Source organism: Streptomyces sp. CB02414 (genome assembly GCF_001905385.1).
GTDB lineage: Bacteria > Actinomycetota > Actinomycetes > Streptomycetales > Streptomycetaceae > Streptomyces.
Genome location: NZ_LIPF01000002.1, coordinates 431,355 through 450,609, shown reverse-complemented (window position 1 = coordinate 450,609; position 19,255 = coordinate 431,355). Strand labels below are relative to the sequence as shown.

The 19,255-nt window shown below is 71.9% G+C and carries 17 protein-coding genes; 10 read left to right on the top strand and 7 right to left on the bottom strand.

Annotated elements, in window-relative coordinates; all coding sequences use genetic code 11:
* Complete coding sequence (locus tag AMK11_RS08180) at positions 1-1,155, top strand: cystathionine gamma-synthase (protein WP_073724720.1); 1,155 nt, start codon at positions 1-3, stop codon at positions 1,153-1,155.
* Between the two features lie 13 nt (positions 1,156-1,168).
* Here AMK11_RS08180 and AMK11_RS08175 read toward each other — a convergent pair whose 3' ends face one another.
* The 3 genes from AMK11_RS08175 to AMK11_RS08165 form a co-directional block, all read right to left on the bottom strand.
* A complete protein-coding gene (locus AMK11_RS08175) occupies positions 1,169-1,426 on the bottom strand; it encodes a hypothetical protein (RefSeq protein ID WP_073724718.1) in 258 nt (85 codons plus the stop codon).
* A gap of 67 nt (positions 1,427-1,493) precedes the next feature.
* Positions 1,494-2,000 (bottom strand): sigma factor-like helix-turn-helix DNA-binding protein, encoded by a 507-nt coding sequence (locus AMK11_RS08170; protein WP_073724716.1) that lies wholly within the window; start codon positions 1,998-2,000, stop codon positions 1,494-1,496.
* A 104-nt stretch (positions 2,001-2,104) separates the two neighbouring features.
* A complete protein-coding gene (locus tag AMK11_RS08165) occupies positions 2,105-2,614 on the bottom strand; it encodes a MarR family winged helix-turn-helix transcriptional regulator (protein ID WP_198941333.1) in 510 nt (169 codons plus the stop codon).
* 162 nt (positions 2,615-2,776) lie between these two features.
* Between AMK11_RS08165 and ilvA the strand changes: the two genes are divergently transcribed.
* The 3 genes from ilvA (at position 2,777) to AMK11_RS08150 (ending at position 6,037) form a co-directional block, all read left to right on the top strand.
* The gene (gene ilvA, locus AMK11_RS08160; RefSeq protein ID WP_073724714.1) at positions 2,777-4,006 is read left to right on the top strand and encodes a threonine ammonia-lyase; all 1,230 of its coding nucleotides are present in this window, start codon (positions 2,777-2,779) and stop codon (positions 4,004-4,006) included.
* A 160-nt stretch (positions 4,007-4,166) separates the two neighbouring features.
* Positions 4,167-5,174 carry an ATP-binding cassette domain-containing protein gene (locus AMK11_RS08155; RefSeq protein WP_073724712.1) on the top strand — a complete coding sequence of 336 codons (1,008 nt, stop codon included), beginning with the start codon at positions 4,167-4,169 and terminating at the stop codon, positions 5,172-5,174.
* Complete coding sequence (locus tag AMK11_RS08150) at positions 5,171-6,037, top strand: ABC transporter permease (protein ID WP_073724710.1); 867 nt, start codon at positions 5,171-5,173, stop codon at positions 6,035-6,037. Before AMK11_RS08155 ends, AMK11_RS08150 begins: the two co-directional genes overlap by 4 nt.
* Positions 6,038-6,119: 82 nt before the next feature.
* Here the strand turns inward: AMK11_RS08150 and greA are convergent, their stop codons facing one another.
* Both greA and AMK11_RS08140 read right to left on the bottom strand, forming a co-directional pair.
* Positions 6,120-6,617 carry a transcription elongation factor GreA gene (greA, locus tag AMK11_RS08145; RefSeq protein WP_073724709.1) on the bottom strand — a complete coding sequence of 166 codons (498 nt, stop codon included), beginning with the start codon at positions 6,615-6,617 and terminating at the stop codon, positions 6,120-6,122.
* A gap of 142 nt (positions 6,618-6,759) precedes the next feature.
* The gene (locus AMK11_RS08140) at positions 6,760-7,158 is read right to left on the bottom strand and encodes a DUF4307 domain-containing protein (RefSeq protein WP_073724708.1); all 399 of its coding nucleotides are present in this window, start codon (positions 7,156-7,158) and stop codon (positions 6,760-6,762) included.
* 144 nt (positions 7,159-7,302) lie between these two features.
* Between AMK11_RS08140 and mca the strand changes: the two genes are divergently transcribed.
* Both mca and AMK11_RS08130 read left to right on the top strand, forming a co-directional pair.
* The gene (gene mca, locus AMK11_RS08135) at positions 7,303-8,163 is read left to right on the top strand and encodes a mycothiol conjugate amidase Mca (protein ID WP_073724707.1); all 861 of its coding nucleotides are present in this window, start codon (positions 7,303-7,305) and stop codon (positions 8,161-8,163) included.
* Positions 8,156-8,398 carry a hypothetical protein gene (locus AMK11_RS08130; protein WP_073724706.1) on the top strand — a complete coding sequence of 81 codons (243 nt, stop codon included), beginning with the start codon at positions 8,156-8,158 and terminating at the stop codon, positions 8,396-8,398. Before mca ends, AMK11_RS08130 begins: the two co-directional genes overlap by 8 nt.
* 18 nt (positions 8,399-8,416) lie before the next feature.
* Here the strand turns inward: AMK11_RS08130 and AMK11_RS08125 are convergent, their stop codons facing one another.
* A complete protein-coding gene (locus AMK11_RS08125) occupies positions 8,417-11,626 on the bottom strand; it encodes a tetratricopeptide repeat protein (RefSeq protein WP_073724705.1) in 3,210 nt (1,069 codons plus the stop codon).
* A gap of 534 nt (positions 11,627-12,160) precedes the next feature.
* On the opposite strand from AMK11_RS08125, the gene AMK11_RS08120 reads away from it, so the two are divergent.
* The 4 genes from AMK11_RS08120 to AMK11_RS08105 all read left to right on the top strand — a co-directional run bounded on the left by AMK11_RS08120 (position 12,161) and on the right by AMK11_RS08105 (position 17,597).
* Positions 12,161-13,627, top strand: a complete 1,467-nt coding sequence (locus AMK11_RS08120) for a xanthine dehydrogenase small subunit (RefSeq protein WP_073724704.1) — start codon at positions 12,161-12,163, stop codon at positions 13,625-13,627.
* Positions 13,624-16,041 carry a xanthine dehydrogenase molybdopterin binding subunit gene (gene xdhB, locus AMK11_RS08115; protein WP_073724703.1) on the top strand — a complete coding sequence of 806 codons (2,418 nt, stop codon included), beginning with the start codon at positions 13,624-13,626 and terminating at the stop codon, positions 16,039-16,041. The genes AMK11_RS08120 and xdhB overlap by 4 nt, the downstream gene beginning before the upstream one ends.
* Position 16,042: 1 nt before the next feature.
* Positions 16,043-16,852, top strand: a complete 810-nt coding sequence (xdhC, locus tag AMK11_RS08110; RefSeq protein WP_079187305.1) for a xanthine dehydrogenase accessory protein XdhC — start codon at positions 16,043-16,045, stop codon at positions 16,850-16,852.
* Positions 16,853-17,093: 241 nt separating this feature from the next.
* On the top strand, positions 17,094-17,597 hold the full coding sequence (locus tag AMK11_RS08105; RefSeq protein WP_073724701.1) for a nucleoside deaminase: 504 nt from the start codon (positions 17,094-17,096) through the stop codon (positions 17,595-17,597).
* A 110-nt stretch (positions 17,598-17,707) separates the two neighbouring features.
* On the opposite strand, the gene AMK11_RS08100 is transcribed toward AMK11_RS08105, so the two are convergent.
* Entirely contained in the window at positions 17,708-19,198 is a 1,491-nt protein-coding gene (locus tag AMK11_RS08100) for a GntP family permease (RefSeq protein WP_073724700.1), read from the bottom strand.
* Positions 19,199-19,255 lie beyond the last annotated feature (57 nt).

Here is a 19,255-nt window from a genome sequence, read left to right as displayed (position 1 = left end):
ATGAGCGACAGGCACATCAGTCAGCACTTCGAGACGCTCGCGATCCACGCGGGCAACACCGCCGATCCGCAGACCGGCGCGGTGGTCCCGCCGATCTACCAGGTGTCGACGTACAAGCAGGACGGCGTGGGCGGGCTGCGCGGCGGCTACGAGTACAGCCGCAGCGCGAACCCGACGCGCACGGCCCTGGAGGAGAACCTGGCCGCCCTGGAGGGCGGCCGCCGCGGTCTCGCGTTCGCGTCCGGACTGGCGGCCGAGGACTGCCTGTTGCGGGCGCTGCTGCGCCCCGGCGACCACGTCGTCATCCCCAACGACGCGTACGGCGGCACCTTCCGGCTGTTCGCCAAGGTCGCCACGCGGTGGGGCGTGGAATGGTCCGTGGCCGACACGAGCGACCCGGCGGCCGTACGCGCGGCGCTCACGCCGAAGACCAAGGCCGTGTGGGTGGAGACGCCGTCCAACCCGCTGCTCGGCATCACCGACATCGCGGCCGTCGCCCAGGTCGCCCGGGACGCCGGCGCGCGGCTCGTCGTCGACAACACCTTCGCCACGCCGTACCTCCAGCAGCCGCTGGCGCTCGGCGCGGACGTCGTCGTGCACTCCCTGACCAAGTACATGGGCGGCCACTCGGACGTCGTCGGCGGCGCGCTGATCGTGAACGACCAGGAGCTGGGCGAGGAGCTGGCCTTCCACCAGAACGCCATGGGCGCCGTCGCCGGTCCCTTCGACTCCTGGCTGGTGCTGCGCGGCACCAAGACCCTCGCGGTGCGCATGGACCGGCACAGCGAGAACGCGACCAAGGTCGCCGAGATGCTCACCCGGCACGCGCGCGTGACGAGCGTCCTGTACCCGGGGCTGCCGGAGCACCCGGGGCACGAGGTGGCCGCCAAGCAGATGAAGGCGTTCGGCGGCATGGTGTCCTTCCGCGTCGAGGGCGGCGAGGAGGCGGCCGTCGAGGTCTGCAACCGCGCGAAGGTCTTCACGCTCGGCGAGTCCCTGGGCGGCGTCGAGTCGCTGATCGAGCACCCGGGCCGCATGACGCACGCCTCCGCGGCCGGCTCGGCCCTGGAGGTGCCCGCCGACCTGGTGCGGCTGTCGGTCGGCATCGAGAACGTCGACGACCTGCTCGCCGACCTCCAGCAGGCGCTGGGCTAGCCGGGAGAACGGCTCACCAGCCCTCCCAGCCCGTCACGGGTGGGGTCGTCTCCGATGGCGGCTCCACCCAGGGCTGGACGGTCAGCGCCCACACGGTGAACGCCACGGCCGCGGCGCACAGCAGCAGCCACATCACGCGGCGGACGGCCGTCCTGCGGCGCAGCATGCGGCTTCCGCGGCGCACGGCGTCCGCGTACAGCCCGGGCGGCACCGGCGGCGGCGACTGCTCCATGATCCGCCGAGCCGCCGCCTCTCGTTGCAGCCGGTTCACCGGAGCCTCCCCGTCCTCCGCGCGGGCGTCCTGGTCGCACTCGCCGTTCGCCGCGCGGGGGCGCCCGTCATGACGTCGCCGCCTTCGGTTCCGGCACCGGGCGGGACCGTTCCGCGGGCGGGTGCAGCAGGGCGGCCGTGGCGCGTTCGCAGATCGTCCGTACCCGTTCCACGGGCAGGCCCAGCAGGGCAGCCGTCTGTTCCTCCGCGACGCCCTCGTAGAGCCTGAGCACCAGGATCAGGCGCTCCTGCGGGGCGAGTCCGCGCAGGGGGCCGACGGGGCGCCTGCGGGCGCGGGCGAGGACGGCGCCGTGCCGGTGCCAGGCCCCGCGGGCGAAGCGGGTGGCCAGGTACTGGCGGGCGCGGTCGTACGGGTCCTCGCCGTGCAGCCGGTCCCAGGACGCGTACGTGTGGGCGAGCGAGAGGGCGAGCAGGCGCCGCGCGTGCGGATTGCCGTCCGGCGGTTCGGCCGTGAGCAGGGTGGCGGCATGCAGCAGCCGCCCTGCCGCGCCCGCGACGAACGCCTCGAACTCGCGGGCCCGGCGGGCGCTGTGGGACGCCTGCCTGTCTCGCACCGCGCCTCCCGCCCCGAGACCCCTGAGGTCTCATATCAGGACAGGGGTGGCCCGCCGGTCAAGAGTCCGGTGCGGATCCGCTCGCGAAAGCCCTGGCGGCTGTCTCAGCTGGACGACGGGGCCTCCTGGCCCGCCGCCATGCCCGACGGCGCCATACGGGCGGACAAAGCGCCGTTGAAGCGCGCGAGGAGCGCGCAGAACGCCTCGCGCTCCTCCGGCGCCCAGTCGTGGGTCAGCTCGGCCATGAGCTGACGCCTGGAGGAGCGGACCTCCTCCAGGCGCGACACGCCGCGCGGGGACAGCTGGAGGACCACCGCGCGGCCGTCCTCGGGGTGCGAGGTCCGCTTGACGAGGCCGGTGTCGACGAGCGGGGCCACCTGCCGGGTGACCGTCGAGGAGTCGATCCCCATGCTCGCGGCGAGCGCCTTCACGCCCATCGGGCCCTCTTTGTCGAGGCGGTTGAGCAGCAGGTAGGCGGCGCGGTCCATGGAGTTGCGCACCTGCCCGACGCCGCCGAGCCGGGTCTGTTCGGCACGACGGGCGAAGAGCGCGACCTCGTGCTGGAGCGTCTCGAGAAGACCGGTGTCACCGGCGGTCGTCATGTCCATCGACATTTCAGGTGTTGTGGGCATGGCCGGGGGCTCACTTCGTGGAGGGCTGCTAATTGGGGGACAGGGTACGCGGCCGGGCGGCGAGCCGTACCTGCGCCGGGCAAAGCGGGTCTCGGAGGTTGGTCACAACGGCCCCGGACGCCCGTGAACTGCGATGCTGGAGACATGAGCTACCGCACGGTCACCCCTGCCGCTCCCGTCACCCTCGACGACGTGCGGGGGGCGCAGAAGATGCTCTCGGGCGTGGCGCGGGTGACCGCGATGGAGGGCAGCAGGCACCTGTCGCAGCTGGTCGGCGCGCCGGTGCACCTCAAGTGCGAGAACCTGCAGCGGACCGGTTCGTTCAAGCTGCGCGGCGCCTACGTCCGTATCGCCGGTCTGCTGCCCGAGCAGCGGGCCGCCGGCGTGGTCGCGGCGAGCGCGGGGAACCACGCCCAGGGCGTGGCGCTGGCGTCGTCGCTGCTCGGGGTGCACTCGACGGTGTTCATGCCGAAGGGCGCGCCGCTGCCCAAGATCAGCGCGACCCGGGACTACGGCGCGGAAGTGCGGCTGCACGGCCAGGTGGTCGACGAGACGCTGGCCGCGGCGCAGGAGTACGCGGAGCGGACGGGCGCGGTGTTCATCCACCCCTTCGACCACCCCGACATCATCGCGGGGCAGGGCACGGTCGGGCTGGAGATCCTGGAGCAGTGCCCCGAGGTGCGGACCGTCGTGGTCGGCATCGGCGGGGGAGGGCTGGCGGCCGGGATCGCGGTCGCGGTGAAGGCGCTGCGGCCGGACGTGCGGATCGTGGGCGTGCAGGCCGAGGGCGCGGCGGCGTACCCGCCCTCGCTGGCCGCCGGGCGCCCGGTGGCCGTCGAGAACCCGTCGACCATGGCCGACGGCATCAAGGTGGGGCGGCCCGGTGACGTGCCGTTCGGGATCGTCGGCGACTTGGTGGACGAGGTGCGCACGGTGTCCGAGGACGAGCTGTCCACGGCCCTGCTGCTCTGCCTGGAGCGGGCCAAGCTGGTCGTGGAGCCGGCCGGGGCGAGCCCGGTGGCGGCGTTGCTGAGCGATCCCGGCGCCTTCGCGGGGCCGGTCGTGGCGGTGCTGTCCGGCGGGAACGTGGACCCGGTGCTGATGCAGGGCGTGCTGCGGCACGGCATGGCCGCGCAGGGCCGCTACCTGGCGGTCCGGCTGCGGCTGACGGACCGGCCCGGCGCCCTCGCCACGCTTCTCGGGGTGTTGTCAGTGGTGGACGCTAACGTCCTCGATGTGAGCCACGTGCGGACCGATCCACGGCTCGGGCTCACGGAGGCGGAGGTCGAGCTGCACCTGGAGACGAAGGGTCCGGAGCACTGTGCCGAGGTCGGCCGGGCGCTGCACGACGCGGGGTATCCCGTCATCGGCTGAGCCGGGCCATCGCTTCGTCACTCGTTCGAGTAACAGTGCGGGCAATCGCATTGTGAGACGCGATACATCGCGTTACGGTGTCTCGTGAATCGCTCGCTGAGCCGAGCGAAATGCACAAACCTAGGCTTTTCGAAGAATCCCCGACGACGTGGAGACTCATATGCCAGGCGCCATCTATGCCGAAGGCCTGGTGAAGACCTTCGGTGACGTAAGGGCTCTGGACGGCGTCGACCTCGACGTTCCCGAGGGCACCGTCCTCGGCCTGCTCGGGCCGAACGGCGCGGGCAAGACCACCGCCGTCCGCTGTCTGACGACCCTGCTGCGCCCCGACAGCGGCAAGGCGGTCGTCGCGGGCATCGACGTGCTCAAGCACCCCAACGAGGTCCGGCGCTCGATCGGCCTCTCCGGCCAGTTCGCCGCGGTCGACGAGTACCTGACCGGCCGGGAGAACCTCCAGATGGTCGGCCAGCTCTACCAGATGCGGGCCAAGGCCGCGAAGGCACGCGCCGTCGAGCTGCTCGAGCAGTTCCACCTCTCGGACGCCGCCGACCGTCCCGCCAAGACCTACTCCGGAGGCATGCGCCGACGGCTCGACCTGGCCGCCGCCCTGGTCGTCTCCCCGCCCGTGATGTTCATGGACGAACCGACGACCGGCCTCGACCCGCGCAACCGCCAGCAGCTCTGGGAAGTCATCAAACAGCTGGTCTCCGGCGGTACGACCCTCCTGCTGACCACGCAGTACCTGGAGGAGGCCGACCACCTCGCGCACGACATCGCGGTCGTCGACCGCGGGCACGTCATCGCCCGCGGCACCTCCGACCAGCTCAAGGCCCGCACCGGCGGAGAGCGCGTCGAGGTCGTCGTCCACGAGCGCGAGCACATGACGACGGCATCCGAAGTGCTCGCCGGCTTCGGGAAGGGCTCCACCACCGTCGAGGAGCACACCCGCAAGCTCACCGTTCCCGTCACCGGCGGCGCCAAGCTGCTCGCCGAGGTCATCCGCGAGCTCGACATACGCGGCATCGAGATCGACGACATCGGCCTGCGCCGTCCCACCCTCGACGATGTCTTCCTCTCCCTCACCGGCCACGCGGCCGAGACCCGGGCCGAAGAGGGCGACGCCGAGACAGACACCGGTCACCAGCCCGAGAAGGAGGCCGCCAAGTGAGCGCCGCCACCGAAGCCGCCCAGACCGCGGCGCCCGCCGGTTCCGGGAGTTCCGTCGGCCAGTCCGTACGGGACTCGCTGGTCATCGCCCGCAGGAACCTGATCCGGATGACCCGGATCCCCGAGATGGTCCTCTTCGGGGTCATCCAGCCGGTGATGTTCGTCGTCCTCTTCACCTACGTCTTCGGCGGGTCGATGAAGATCGGGAACAGCACCGACCCCGACGTCTACAAGGACTTCCTGATGGCGGGCATCTTCGCCCAGACCGTCACCTTCGCCACCGCCGGGTCGGCCGCCGGCATCGCCGACGACATGCAGAAGGGGCTCGTCGACCGGTTCCGGTCACTGCCCATGGCGCGCGGTGCCGTGCTGACGGGCCGGACCGTCGCCGACCTCGTGCAGACGTGCATCACCGTGCTCGTCCTCGCGATCGTCGCCCTGCTCGTCGGCTGGCGGACCGGATCCGCCGAGCCGACCAACGCCGGAAAGGTCCTGGGCGCCTTCGCCCTGCTCCTCCTGCTCGGCTACGCGTTCACCTGGATCGGAGCACTCATCGGCCTGTCCGTGCGCACCCCCGAGGCGGCCACCTCGGGCGGCATCATCTGGCTGTTCCCGGTGACGTTCGTGTCGAACGCCTTCGTGGACTCCAGCCAGATGACCCCCTGGCTGCGGCACATCGCCGAGTGGAACCCGTTCAGCGCCACGGTGCAGGCCACGCGCGAACTGTTCGGCAACCCGGGCGTCGTGCAGTCCGACGCCTGGCCGATGCAGCATCCCGTCTGGGCGTCGATCATCTGGTCCGTGCTGATCATCGCGGTCTTCCGCACGCTGGCGGTGCGCAAGTACCGCTCGGCCGCCGCATGACGAAACCCCCGGCGTCACCAGGACGCCGGGGGCTCGTACGGAAGCGGATGGCAGGGCGCTCCGGCCCGGGCCGTCGGCCGGGTCAGCCGTTGTACGGCTCGGCCTTGAGGATCTTCACGGAGGCCAGCTTGCCGTTCGGCAGCTCGTACTCCGCGTCCTCGCCGACCTTGTGGCCGATGACGCCCGAGCCCAGCGGGGACTGCGGCGAGTAGGTCTCGATGTCCGAGCTCGCGTACTCGCGCGAGGCGAGCAGGAAGGTCAGCGTGTCGTCCTCGTCACCGTCGAAGGCGATCGTGACCACCATGCCGGGAGCCACCTCGCCGCCGGCGGCCGGGGCCTCACCCACCTTGGCGCTCTCCAGCAGCTGGGTCAGCTGGCGCACGCGGAGCTCCTGCTTGCCCTGCTCCTCCTTCGCCGCGTGGTATCCGCCGTTCTCGCGCAGGTCCCCCTCCTCACGCGCCGCGGCGATCTTGGCAGAGATCTCGGTGCGCGCAGGACCAGTAAGGTATTCAAGCTCCTCCTTGAGCTTGTTGTACGCCTCCTGGGTCAGCCAGGTGACGTTCTCGCTGGTCTGGGTCACGGGTGCTCCTCGTTGGTACTGGGAATACAAATCAACGCCCTACCCAGAAGGATGTTCCTTCACGGAAGGGCGAAACCACGAGCCTAACAATTGAGTGGCCAAAGGGGGAGGACATAAGCCACCAGATTCATGACCCCGCAGGTCAGTCCGCGTGGCAGCCGAGGAGCTCGGCCGTGGTACCCGCGGCCTTGGTGCGCAGGGTGACCACCTTGTCGATGCGGGTGCCGTCCCCGTCGAAGCGGAAGTCGGCCCGGCCGACCTCACCGCCGTCCTCGGCCTGGGAGCGGACCGTGCAGTAGCCGCTGACCCCGGCGTCCTTGCGGACCTCCAGGTGCACCTGCACCGAGTCCTCGGCCAGCTCGAAGCCGATCAGCTCACCGCTGATCTTGTTCTGGCCGACGTAGTGGTAGCCGAACCAGCCGATCACCGCGAGCAGGACCGCGCCGAGCACGGCGCCGACGATCTTGAGTGTGCGGTCGGCGCGTTCGTCCGAGGAGCGGCCGTAGCGGCTCTCGGGCGCTCGTGTGCTCGCCGTACTCATGATCGTCCTCTCGGCAGGCGCCGGTCATCCGGGGCATGGAATTATTCGCCCCCCGATTCGGTCACTATAGAAGCCGCCGATTGCGCCGATGCACGAGGGCGCCGACTGACCGAGGATTGAGTCTTGACTGACCAGCTGCGACTGATGGCCGTCCACGCCCACCCCGACGACGAGTCGAGCAAGGGCGCGGCCACCATGGCGAAGTACGTGTCCGAGGGGGTGGACGTGCTGGTGGTGACCTGCACGGGCGGGGAACGCGGCTCCATCCTCAACCCCAGGCTCCAGGGCGACGCGTACATCGAGGAGCACATCCACGAGGTGCGCAAGAAGGAGATGGACGAGGCCCGGGAGATCCTGGGCGTGGGGCAGGAATGGCTCGGCTTCGTCGACTCCGGGCTGCCCGAGGGCGACCCGCTGCCGCCCCTGCCGGAGGGCTGCTTCGCCCTGGAGGACGTCGACAAGGCGGCCGGCGAGCTGGTGCGGAAGATCCGCTCCTTCCGTCCCCAGGTGATCACCACCTACGACGAGAACGGCGGCTACCCGCACCCCGACCACATCATGACCCACAAGATCACGATGGTGGCCTTCGAGGGCGCGGCCGACACCGAGAAGTACCCGGAGGCGGAGTACGGGGCGGCGTACCAGCCGGTGAAGGTCTACTACAACCAGGGCTTCAACCGGCCCCGCACTCAGGCGCTGCACAACGCGCTGCTGGAGCGCGGGCTGGAGTCGCCCTACGAGGACTGGCTCAAGCGGTGGTCGGAGTTCGAGCGCAAGGAGCGCACGCTCACCACGCACGTGCCCTGCGCCGACTTCTTCGAGGTCCGCGACAAGGCGCTGATCGCGCACGCCACGCAGATCGACCCCGACGGCGGGTGGTTCCGGGTGCCGATGGAGATCCAGAAGGAGGTCTGGCCCACCGAGGAGTACGAGCTCGCGAAGTCCCTCGTGGAAACCTCCCTCCCCGAGGACGACCTCTTCGCGGGCGTCCGGGACAATGCCTGACATGAGTGCAAGCGCAAGCATGGCAATGACGCACCTCGTCACTCTCGCCGAGCTGGACGAGGACAAGGTCACGCCCGGTGTCCTCGGGTTCATCGTCTTCGCGGTGATGGCCCTGGCGGTGTGGGGGCTGATGCGGTCCATGAGCCGGCACATGGGCAAGGTGGACTTCAAAGAGTCGCCGGAGCCGGGGGCCGAGGCGGAGACCTCCGGCCGGGCGGAGCCGCAGAAGGGGTGACCCGGGGCGGGCCCGCGGTCACGGCGTCGCCGTGACCGCCACCCCCATCACCTCCCGGGCCTGGCGGTTCGGGACCATGCCCAGGTGCCAGGCCTGCCAGCCGGACTCCAGTTGGACGCCGCGTTCCAGGAGCAGCTGGTAGGCCTCGATGTAGTCGTCCAGCTTGGTGTCCCGGGCCGGATGGGGGGCGCGGGACAGCTGGGCCAGCTCCTCCTGCGCCACCGCCGTGCCGACCTCCACGCCCCCCGGAGCGGCGTACGGCAGCAGCGTGCAGCGCAGGAAGCGGGCCCAGTCGTCGCCCCGCCGGTCGCCGTACGCCGCGAAGAGCGCCGCCGCCTCGTCGCACAGGGCGAGTGCCTGCGGCGTACGGGCGTTGCCCGCGTCCACGACCGCCAGCTCCAGGCAGGTCCACGCCTCCCCGTGGCCGACGCCGATGCGCTGGAAGTCGGCGCGCGCGTCGACCAGGAGCTGGCGGGCGAAACCGGAGTTGCGCAGCGAGCCCGTCTGGACGGCGCGCTGGTCGCGGGTGACGCGGGCCGAGTGGTGCCGGGCGCAGGCCAGCCCGTACACGTCCCGCATCCGGGAGAACATCGTGCGGGAGCGTTCCAGCGCACGCACCGACTGGTCCAGGGCGCCCGTCTCCTCCAGCGCCTGGCCCAGGTAGTAGATGCTCCACGCCTTGCCGCGCGCGTCCTCGTTCTCGCGGTGCCGGGTCGCCGCCCGCCGCAGCTGTTCCACCGCCGCGGACACGTCACCGTCCACCAGCCGGGCCCGCGCCAGCTGGGTCAGTGCCCAGGCCTCGCCGCGGGCGTCCTGGGTGCGGCCGTACAGCTCCAGCGCCGTGCGCAGGTCCGTCTCGGCCCGCGGTACGTCCCCCATGCGCAGGTGCAGCTGGCCGAGCTGGAAGTGGGCCCACGCCTGGCCGTGCACCGACTCGCCCGCGCGGTGCAGCACCAGCGACTCGGTGAGCAGGTCCATGGCCTCCGCGAGCCGCGCCCGGTCCCGCTGCACCGCCGCCAGCGCGTGCAGCGTCCATGCCCGGTCCGTGGCCAGCCCGGGCGATGCCTGCAGGTCCAGCGCCTCCCGCAGTTTCGCCGCCGCCTCGGTCAGGTTGCCCTGGTGGTGCAGCGTGATGCCCAGCGAGCACAGGGCACGGGCCGCCCCCGCGTCGTGGTGGGCCTCCATGTACAGGTCGACCACGGAGCTGAGCGTCGTCCGCGCCGTGTCCAGCTCGCCCAGCTGCCGCGCCGCGATGCCCGTACGCCACTGCACCGAACGCACCAGCAGCCCCTGGTCCACGGACTGCGCCAGCTCGCTGATCTCACCGAGCCGGTACAGGTCGCCGCGCAGCAGGCAGTAGTCGCACAGCGCGCCCAGCAGGTTCAGCACCGCGCCCTGGTCGACGCCCTCCGCGTGCCGCAGCGCGGCCGTGATGAAGCTCGACTCGTCGTCCAGCCAGCGCAGCGCCTCGTCCAGGGACGTGAAGCCGTACTGCCCGAACCGGTCCGAGCGGGTCGACATGTTGCCGTCGACCATGCGCAGCACCGAGTCGGCCAGCTCGGCGTAGTTCGCGATCAGCCGTTCCTGCGCCGCGGCCCGCTCGCCGGGTTCCTCCTCGTCGGCGAGCCGGGCCAGGGCGAAGGCCCGCACGACGTCGTGCAGCCGGTAACGGCTGCCCCGGACGTGGTCCAGCAGGCCCGCCCGCGACAGTTCCGCGAGCTGCCGGGCCGCCTCCGTCTCGTCCGTGGCCAGCAGCGCGGCGGCGGCCGGGGCGCCCAGCGAGGTCCGCCCGGCCAGCGCCAGCCGGCGCAGCAGCCGCCGGGCGGGCTCCGGCTGGTCGGTGTAGCGCAGCCACAGGGCCCGTTCCACCGGTTCCACCGGCCCGTACGCGCCCAGGTCGGTCGCCAGGGCGCGCGGCGAGCGCGGGCCCAGCGACGACCCGGCGACGCGCACCGCCAGCGGCAGGCCGCCGCACAGCTCCCGGATGCGGTCGCTGGAGTCGGCGTCGTAGGGGCCCGAGCTGTCCTGCGCGCAGGCGGACAGCAGCTCCTCCGCGCCGACCGCGTCCAGCGCCCCGACGGGCAGGTCGTACACCCGCGCCGGCAGGTCGGGCGGCAGCCGGAGCGGCTCCCGCGCGGTGACCAGCACGAGGCTGTCCGACCGCTCCGGCACCAGCGTGCGCACCTGCTCGGCGTCCGAGGCGTCGTCCAGCACGATGGTGACCGGTACGCCCGTCAGGTGCTGGTGGTACAGCTCGCTGAGCCGCTTGACCTGCTGGGCCGCCGAGGAACGCTCCCGGAACAGCAGCTGCTCGCGGGGCGCCCCGAGCCGGTTCAGCAGGTGCAGCAGGGCGTCCCGGGTGCTCAGCGGGGACTCGCCGCCCGGGACGGGACCGTCCCCGCGCAGGTCGACCACGCAGGCCCCGCGGAAGTAGTCCCGCAGCTCGTGGGCGGCGCGCACGGCGAGCGTCGTGCGGCCGCTGCCCGGCACCCCGTGCAGCACCACCACCGTCGGCTGCGTCTGCGCGCTCGCGCGGGCCGCCTGCACCCACTGCCGCAGCCGCGCCATCTCCTGCCGCCGGCCCGCGAAGGTGGCCTCCGGCTCCGGCAGCTGCGCGAACGACTGCTCCAGCGCGCTGCGTCCACGGGCCGCCGCGCTCTTGTCGGCGCCCCGCAGCCTGGGCCCCGCCTTCTTGGGACCGGTCGACGCGGCGAGCATCCGCTGCTGGTCCAGGAACGGCCGGATGCCCCGCACCTCCAACGCCGTCAGCCACTGCAACCGCAGCTGCTCGGGCCCGCCGGGCTGGCTGACGGCACCGGCGCGGTGGTGGGCGGCCGGCACGTGGGACCCGACGACCTTCACCACGGTCGCCGCGGCACCGACGACCCCGACGGTCACGCCCGCGCCCACCGCGGTGCCCGCGCCGGTGCCGAGGGCCATGTCGGCCACCACCGCGGCGACCGCCGCCACGGCGGCCACCAGCAGGGGAGTGCCGGCGCCCTCCCGGGCGTACCGCTGCCGGAAGGTCAGCTGGCCGGCCGCCGCCTCGTCCAGTGCACGGGTGTAGGCCTCGTACTCCTCGGCGGCCGTGCCCGCCATCGCGTCCAGGGAGGCGCGGGCCCGGGACAGCAGCACGTTGCCGTCCGTGCGCCCGCCCGAGCGCCGTACCTCCTCCTCCACGGCCCGCCCCAGTAGCCGCTCGGCCTCCGACCGATGACTGTCCCGCATGTCGCGCCCCCTCCGGCGGCATCGGTGTCACCCGGGTGTCCCCGGACCACTGGGGAGCTCTCCCGGCCCATCCCCGGGTCCTTCCCCGGTTGTGCGTCGGTCAAGTGTCCTGCGCGGGGGAGACCGAGGGGAGACCCCGCGTCGTCCCGTCGTTCCGTTGTTCCGTTGTCCCGTTGGCCCGTGTTGTCCCGCACCCCTTGACCCGGGTGACCGCAGCCACTAATTTGCGAAGGAAGCAGACCCATAATCATCGAAAGGAGGCGACGGGCAGATGTACACCAACTCTGATCTCGGTCGCCTCGCCCGCCGTACGGTCTGGGTTTCCGGTCGGGTCGCGCACGGCTGCTGAGTAGCCGTTCCGCTGTGCCTCCGCGTGGCACATTTCGGGTTTTCCCCTTCTTCACTTCACGGCATGCCCCTGTCGCGTGCCGGTGTGCGCCCGCGCTCTGACGCGCGCGTTCCGAACACAGAAAGCTGCCTGGAATTGGCGAACATGATGAATCGACCTGCCCGAAACCGAAATGAAGGCCTGGCATGGTAGCGGCACGCATCACCGTCAACGGGAAAGAAGAGCCGATCGCCCCCGTCGCGCCCCACACCACGGTGCTGGACTTCCTGCGCGAGCGCGGCCTCACCGGCACCAAGGAGGGCTGCGCGGAGGGCGAGTGCGGCGCCTGTTCCGTCCTGGTGGCCCGCCCCGGCGTGAACAAGCCCACCGACTGGGTCGCGGTCAACGCCTGCCTGGTCCCGGTCGCGGCACTCGACGGCCAGGAGGTCGTCACCTCCGAGGGCCTGGCCACCGCCGGCGAACCGGGTACGCCGGCCGCCCTGCACCCGGTGCAGGAGGAGATGGCGGTCCGCGGCGGCTCCCAGTGCGGTTACTGCACACCGGGGTTCGTGTGCAGCATGGCCGCCGAGTACTACCGGCCCGGCCGCTGCGGGCACGCGGGCGCGGACGAGGAGCCGGCCGACGCCGAGCACGGCCCCAACGGTTTCGACCTGCACGCGCTCAGCGGCAACCTGTGCCGCTGCACCGGCTACCGCCCGATCCGCGACGCCGCCTTCGCCGTCGGCGCGCCCACCGACGAGGACCCGCTGGCCCAGCGCCGCGAGCAGGCCCCGCCGGCGGCCGTCGCCACCGAGTACACCCAGGACGACACCGCGTTCCTGCGCCGGGACACCCTGGCCGAGACCCTGCGGCTGCTGCGCGAGCGGCCCGACGCGGTGGTGGTCGCCGGCAGCACCGACTGGGGCGTGGAGGTCAACATCCGCTCCCGCCGCGCGGACTGCGTGGTCGCCGTCGACCGGCTGCCCGAACTGCGGGAACTGCGCGTGGAGGACGACCGCATCGAGATCGGCGCGGCCCTCACGCTCACCGAGATCGAACGCCGCCTCGACGGCACCGTACCGCTGCTGGCGGAGCTGTTCCCGCAGTTCGCCTCCCGGCTGATCCGCAACGGCGCCACCCTCGGCGGCAACCTCGGTACCGGCTCGCCCATCGGTGACAGCCCGCCGGTGCTGCTCGCGCTGGAGGCGTCGCTGGTCCTCGCCGACGCCGACGGTGAGCGCGAGGTCCCGCTGGCCGAGTACTTCACCGGCTACCGGCAGAGCGTGCGCCGTCCCGGTGAGCTGATCCGCGCGGTGCGCCTCCCGCTGCCGCTGTCGCCGGTCACCGCCTTCCACAAGATCGCCAAGCGGCGCTTCGACGACATCTCCAGCGTCGCCGTCGCCTTCGCCCTCGACGTCGAGGAAGGCGTCGTCCGCAAGGCCCGGATCGGCCTGGGCGGCGTGGCCGCCACCCCGGTCCGCGCGCTCGCCACCGAGGCCGCCCTTGAGGGCCGGCCGTGGACGGCGGAGACCGCCGAGGCCGCGGCCCGGGTGCTGCGGGGCGAGGGCACCCCGATGGACGACCATCGCGCCAGCTCCCTCTACCGTTCCGCGATGCTCGGCCAGAGCCTGCTGAAGCTGTACGCCCAGACCACCGAGGCGGTGCCGTCATGAGCCACCTGTCCGAGCGTCCCGAGAAGCCGGCCGTCGGCGTCTCGCTGCCCCACGAGAGTGCCTACCAGCACGTCACGGGCACCGCGCTCTACACCGACGACCTGGTCCAGCGCACCAAGGACGTGCTGCACGCCCACCCCGTCCAGGTGATGAAGGCCCGCGGCCGGATCACCGCGCTGCGCACCGGGCCCGCGCTCGCCGTGCCCGGCGTGGTCCGCGTCCTGACCGGCGCCGACGTGCCCGGTGTCAACGACGCCGGGATGAAGCACGACGAGCCGCTCTTCCCCGACGAGGTCATGTTCCACGGCCACGCCGTCGCCTGGGTGCTCGGCGAGACCCTGGAGGCGGCCCGGCTCGGCGCGGCGGCCGTCGAGGTGGACCTCGAGGAACTGCCCTCCGTGATCACGGTGCAGGACGCGATCGCGGCGGACAGCTACCACGGCGCCCGCCCCGTCATGACCCACGGCGACACCGACGCGGGCTTCGCCGACTCCGCGCACGTGTTCACCGGCGAGTTCCAGTTCTCCGGCCAGGAGCACTTCTACCTGGAGACGCACGCGGCGCTCGCCCAGGTCGACGAGAACGGGCAGCTGTTCATCCAGTCCAGCACCCAGCACCCGTCGGAGACCCAGGAGATCGTCGCGCACGTGCTCGGGGTGCCCTCCCACGAGGTGACCGTGCAGTGCCTGCGGATGGGCGGCGGCTTCGGCGGCAAGGAGATGCAGCCGCACGGCTTCGCGGCCGTCGCCGCGCTCGGCGCCAAGCTCACCGGCCGCCCGGTCCGGTTCCGGCTCAACCGGACCCAGGACCTCACCATGTCCGGCAAGCGGCACGGTTTCCACGCCACCTGGAAGATCGGCTTCGACACCGAGGGCCGCATCCAGGCCCTGGACGCCACGCTGACCGCGGACGGCGGCTGGAGCCTGGACCTGTCCGAGCCGGTGCTGGCCCGGGCGCTGTGCCACATCGACAACACGTACTGGATTCCCAACGCGCGCGTCGCCGGCCGCATCGCCAGGACCAACACGGTCTCCAACACCGCCTTCCGCGGCTTCGGCGGACCGCAGGGCATGCTGGTGATCGAGGACATCCTCGGCCGCTGCGCGCCGCGGCTCGGCCTGGACCCCATGGAGCTGCGCGAGCGCAACTTCTACCGGCCGGGCCAGGGCCAGACCACGCCGTACGGGCAGCCGGTCACCCAGCCCGAGCGGATCTCCACCGTCTGGGAGCAGGTGCGGGACAACGGCGGCATCGCCGACCGCAAGCGCGAGATCGCCGCCTTCAACGCCGCGCACCCGCACACCAAGCGGGCCCTGGCGGTCACCGGCGTCAAGTTCGGCATCTCGTTCAACCTCACCGCCTTCAACCAGGGCGGCGCACTGGTCCTGATCTACAAGGACGGCTCCGTCCTGATCAACCACGGCGGCACCGAGATGGGCCAGGGCCTGCACACCAAGATGCTCCAGGTGGCCGCGACCACCCTGGGCATCCCCCTGCACAAGGTGCGCCTGGCGCCCACCCGGACCGACAAGGTGCCCAACACTTCGGCCACCGCCGCCAGTTCCGGCGCGGACCTCAACGGCGGGGCGATCAAGAACGCCTGTGAGCAACTGCGCGAACGGCTGCTCCAGGTGGCCGCCTCGCAGCTCGGCTCGAACGCCTCCGACGTGCGCATCGTCGAGGGGGTCGCCCGCGCCCTGGGCAGCGACAAGGAGCTCGCCTGGGACGACCTGGTGCACACCGCGTACTTCCAGCGGGTCCAGCTGTCGGCGGCCGGCTACTACCGGACCGAGGGGCTGCACTGGGACGCGAAGAGCTTCCGGGGCTCCCCGTTCAAGTACTTCGCGATCGGCGCCGCGGCGACCGAGGTGGAGGTCGACGGCTTCACCGGCGCGTACCGCATCCGGCGGGTCGACATCGTCCACGACGTCGGCGACAGCCTCTCCCCGATGATCGACATCGGTCAGGTCGAGGGCGGCTTCGTGCAGGGCGCGGGCTGGCTGACGCTGGAGGACCTGCGCTGGGACACCGGCGACGGCCCGCACCGCGGCCGGCTGCTCACCCAGGCCGCCAGCACCTACAAGCTGCCGAGCTTCTCGGAGATGCCCGAGGAATTCAACGTCCACCTGCTGGAGAACGCCACCGAGGAGGGCGCGGTCTACGGCTCCAAGGCGGTCGGCGAGCCCCCGCTGATGCTGGCGTTTTCGGTGCGGGAGGCGCTGCGGCAGGCCGCCGCCGCGTTCGGACCGGGCGGCGTGAGCGTCGAGCTGGCCTCGCCCGCGACGCCGGAGGCGGTGTACTGGGCGATCGAGGCGGCCCGGCAGGCCGACGCGGCCGGGAACGACGGGGCCCGGAGCGCGGCCGCCGGTGCCGGCGGCGTCCGCACCGGCGCGGAAGCGCTGAGCGGTGCCTGACATGACGTGGATCGCCGCGGTCGCGCGGTTGCGGGCACGCCGGGAACCCGGCGTGCTGGTGACCGTCGCGACCGTGCGCGGCCACGCCCCGCGCGACGCCGGTGCGAAACTCGTCGTGGGGCGGACCGGGGCGTGGGGCTCGATCGGCGGCGGCAACGTCGAGGCCGTCGCGATCGACCGGGCCCGGGAGATGATCACCGCGTCCGAACCGAAGCCCGAGCTGATGGATTTCGCGCTGAACGACAAGGTGACCAACCAGCACGGCGTGCAGTGCTGCGGCGGCACGGTCTCGGTGCTGCTCGAACCGCTTCCGGTGGTCCGTGCGGTGGCCGTCTTCGGGGTCGGGCACGTCGGGCTGGAACTGGCCCGCATCCTGGCCCGCCAGGACCTCGACCTCCACCTGGTCGACAGCCGCGCCGACCTCCTGGCCGAGGAGCGGCTCGGGGTGCTGGCGGACGCGGTGGCGCAGGTGCACGTGCACCACACGCCGCTGCTGCCGGAGGAGGTGCTGGCCGAGCTGCCGCCCGGCACCCACGTCCTGATCATGACCCACGACCACGCCGAGGACGCCGCCCTGTGCGACGCCGCCCTGCGCACCGGCCACCTCGGTTCCATCGGGCTGATCGGGTCGGCGGCGAAGTGGACGCGGTTCCGCAAGCGACTGTCCACCGAGGGCGGTCACGACGACGCCGCCATCGACCGGATCAAGACCCCGATCGGGCTGTCCGACATCAACGGCAAGGAGCCCGCGACCATCGCCGTGAGCGTCGCGGCCGACCTGCTGCGCACCTTCGAGTCGGCGGGGGACTGACCCCCGGCCGGTACCCAGGGGTGCCCCGCCCGCGTGCACCATGCGGGCGGGGCACCCCTTCGGCGTCCTCGCAGGCCGGCGCCGCAAGTATGAATAGCCTTTGTGTGAAACTACGAAGCGCTGGTAACAGCCTGCTCGTTGTTCGTGCCTTCGGTCCCTGGCCGGTACCGGCCCGCAGCCTGTGTACTCCCCATACGGGTTGCAGCCGCAGGTCCACCCACACACCAGCCGAGGAGCCGCCATGACCACCCACACCGCCGAGACCGGCATCCGCGAGGACGAGCGCGCCTGGATGAACCAGGCGATCGAGCTGGCCACCACCAGCGTCGCGAACGGCGGCGGCCCCTTCGGCGCGCTCATCGCCAAGGACGGCGACATCGTGGCGCTCGCCAACAACAAGGTCACCTCCAGCCTCGACCCCACCGCGCACGCCGAGGTCAGCGCCATCCGCGCCGCCTGCCAGAAGCTCGGCACCTTCAGCCTGGAGGGCTGCACCCTCGTCACGTCCTGCGAGCCCTGCCCGATGTGCCTGTCGTCCTCCCTGTGGGCGCGCGTCGACCGGCTGATCTACTCCGCCGACCGCCACGACGCCGCCGTGGCCGGCTTCGACGACCGCAAGTTCTACGACCTGTTCGAGAAGCGGCCCCAGGAGCTGTGGCCGATGTCCGTCGAGCACCTCGACCTGTCCCACCGCACCCAGCCGTTCGACGCCTGGATCGCCAAGACGGACCGGATCGACTACTGACGGGTCTTCCGGGCCCGGGCACAAGAACCCGATGGTGAGGGCCGTGCCGCCGGTCGGCGCACCGCCCTCACCACCATGTCCAAGGCCCCGGCGCGGCCGGGCCGGGTTGTTCAGGCCAGGGCCAGGACGCCGCTGAGGACGGCGGCGATGGCGAACGCGGTCAGGCCCAGGAACGTCTCCATCAGGGTCCAGCTCTTCAGCGTCGTGCGGATGTCGATGCCCATGTACCGGTTGAAGAGCCAGAAACCGGAGTCGTTGACGTGCGACAGCACCGTGCCGCCGGCAGCCACCGCCACGACGACGAGCGCGATCTCCGGCTGGGAGAGGTCCGACTCGCGGATGAGCGGCGCGACGATCGGGGCCGTGGTCACGATCGCGACCGTCTTCGAGCCGAGCGCCACCCGCAGGATCGTGGCGATGAGGAACGCCAGAACCACGGCCGGCAGCGCGGTCGAACCCATCAGGTCCGCCAGGGCGTCCCCGGCGTTCGACCGTTCCAGTACGGCGCCGAAGACACCGCCCGCGCCCGTCACCAGTAGCACCAGCGCCACCGGGCCCAGCGACGCCGAGGCCGCCTTCTCGATGCGCTCCATGCTGATGCCGCCCCGGATGCCGAGCACCCAGATCGACAGCAGCGTGGCGACGGTCAGGGCGATGATCGGGGAGCCGATGAACTCGAGCGCCGTGCGCAGCGCGCCCTCGTCGAAGACCAGGCCGGCGAAGGTGTGCAGCATGATCAGCAGCACCGGCAGGAGGATCACGACGACGGTGACGCCCAGCGAGGGCTGTGACCGCGACGCGTCCCGCGCCTCCGGCCCCTGCGCGTCGTCCCCCGCCGGAAGACCCTTCTCCCCGGAGCCCGACTCCGAGGACAGCACGCGCGCGTGCTCGGGGACCGGGATGTTCAACCTGTCACCGATCTTGATCCCGAAGAGGTAGGACCCGACGAACCAGGCGGGGATGCCGCAGATCAGGCCCATGACGGTCACCCAGCCCAGGCTGGCGCCGAGCAGCCCGGCGGCGGCGACGGGACCCGGGTGCGGAGGCAGCACCGCGTGCATGATGGCCAGGCCGCCCACGGCGGGCAGCGCCACACTGATCAGTGACCGGCCCGAACGCTCCGCGACCGCGTAGATCAGCGGGATCAGCAGAATGAAGCCGACGTCGAAGAAGACCGGCACACCCACCAGGAGTGCCGTGAGTCCCACGGCGAGCGGGGCCCGTTTCTCCCCGAAGGCCGCGAGGAGTCTCCCGGAGAGCACCTGCACGGCGCCGGACTCCTGCATGACCCGGCCCAGCATCGCGCCGAGGGCGACGATGACGGCGATCTCGCCCAGGGTGTCGCTCATACCCTGTTCGAGGACGCCGGGCAGTTCGTCGAGACTGATCCCGGCGGCGGCGCCGAAGCCGATGCTCACCACGAGCAGGGCCAGGAAGGCGTGCAGCTTCACCTTGATCACGAGGAGGAGCAGCAGCGCGACCCCGCCCGCCACCAGCAGCAGCAGCGCCCAGGGCGGCAGGTCCCACGTGGTGGCCGGCGCGTCGGCCGCCAGTGTGGCCCAGTGCGGCGGGGATATCAGATCCGATGGTGCAGTAGGCATCGTCGCCTCCTGTCGGGCATGGATGACTCGGCAGGCCGTGAGCGGCTCGCCTGCCGG

Excerpts from the sequence above, each read along its gene's own strand:
- AMK11_RS08180 (WP_073724720.1), top strand. The coding sequence starts at position 1 with ATGAGCGACAGGCACATCAGTCAGCACTTCGAGACGCTCGCGATCCAC.
- AMK11_RS08165 (WP_198941333.1), bottom strand. The coding sequence starts at position 2,614 with ATGTCGATGGACATGACGACCGCCGGTGACACCGGTCTTCTCGAGACG.
- ilvA (WP_073724714.1), top strand. The coding sequence starts at position 2,777 with ATGAGCTACCGCACGGTCACCCCTGCCGCTCCCGTCACCCTCGACGAC.
- AMK11_RS08155 (WP_073724712.1), top strand. The coding sequence starts at position 4,167 with ATGCCAGGCGCCATCTATGCCGAAGGCCTGGTGAAGACCTTCGGTGAC.
- AMK11_RS08140 (WP_073724708.1), bottom strand. The coding sequence starts at position 7,158 with ATGAGTACGGCGAGCACACGAGCGCCCGAGAGCCGCTACGGCCGCTCC.
- mca (WP_073724707.1), top strand. The coding sequence starts at position 7,303 with ATGGCCGTCCACGCCCACCCCGACGACGAGTCGAGCAAGGGCGCGGCC.
- AMK11_RS08130 (WP_073724706.1), top strand. The coding sequence starts at position 8,156 with ATGCCTGACATGAGTGCAAGCGCAAGCATGGCAATGACGCACCTCGTC.
- AMK11_RS08125 (WP_073724705.1), bottom strand. The coding sequence starts at position 11,626 with ATGCGGGACAGTCATCGGTCGGAGGCCGAGCGGCTACTGGGGCGGGCC.
- AMK11_RS08120 (WP_073724704.1), top strand. The coding sequence starts at position 12,161 with ATGGTAGCGGCACGCATCACCGTCAACGGGAAAGAAGAGCCGATCGCC.
- xdhB (WP_073724703.1), top strand. The coding sequence starts at position 13,624 with ATGAGCCACCTGTCCGAGCGTCCCGAGAAGCCGGCCGTCGGCGTCTCG.
- xdhC (WP_079187305.1), top strand. The coding sequence starts at position 16,043 with ATGACGTGGATCGCCGCGGTCGCGCGGTTGCGGGCACGCCGGGAACCC.
- AMK11_RS08105 (WP_073724701.1), top strand. The coding sequence starts at position 17,094 with ATGACCACCCACACCGCCGAGACCGGCATCCGCGAGGACGAGCGCGCC.
- AMK11_RS08100 (WP_073724700.1), bottom strand. The coding sequence starts at position 19,198 with ATGCCTACTGCACCATCGGATCTGATATCCCCGCCGCACTGGGCCACA.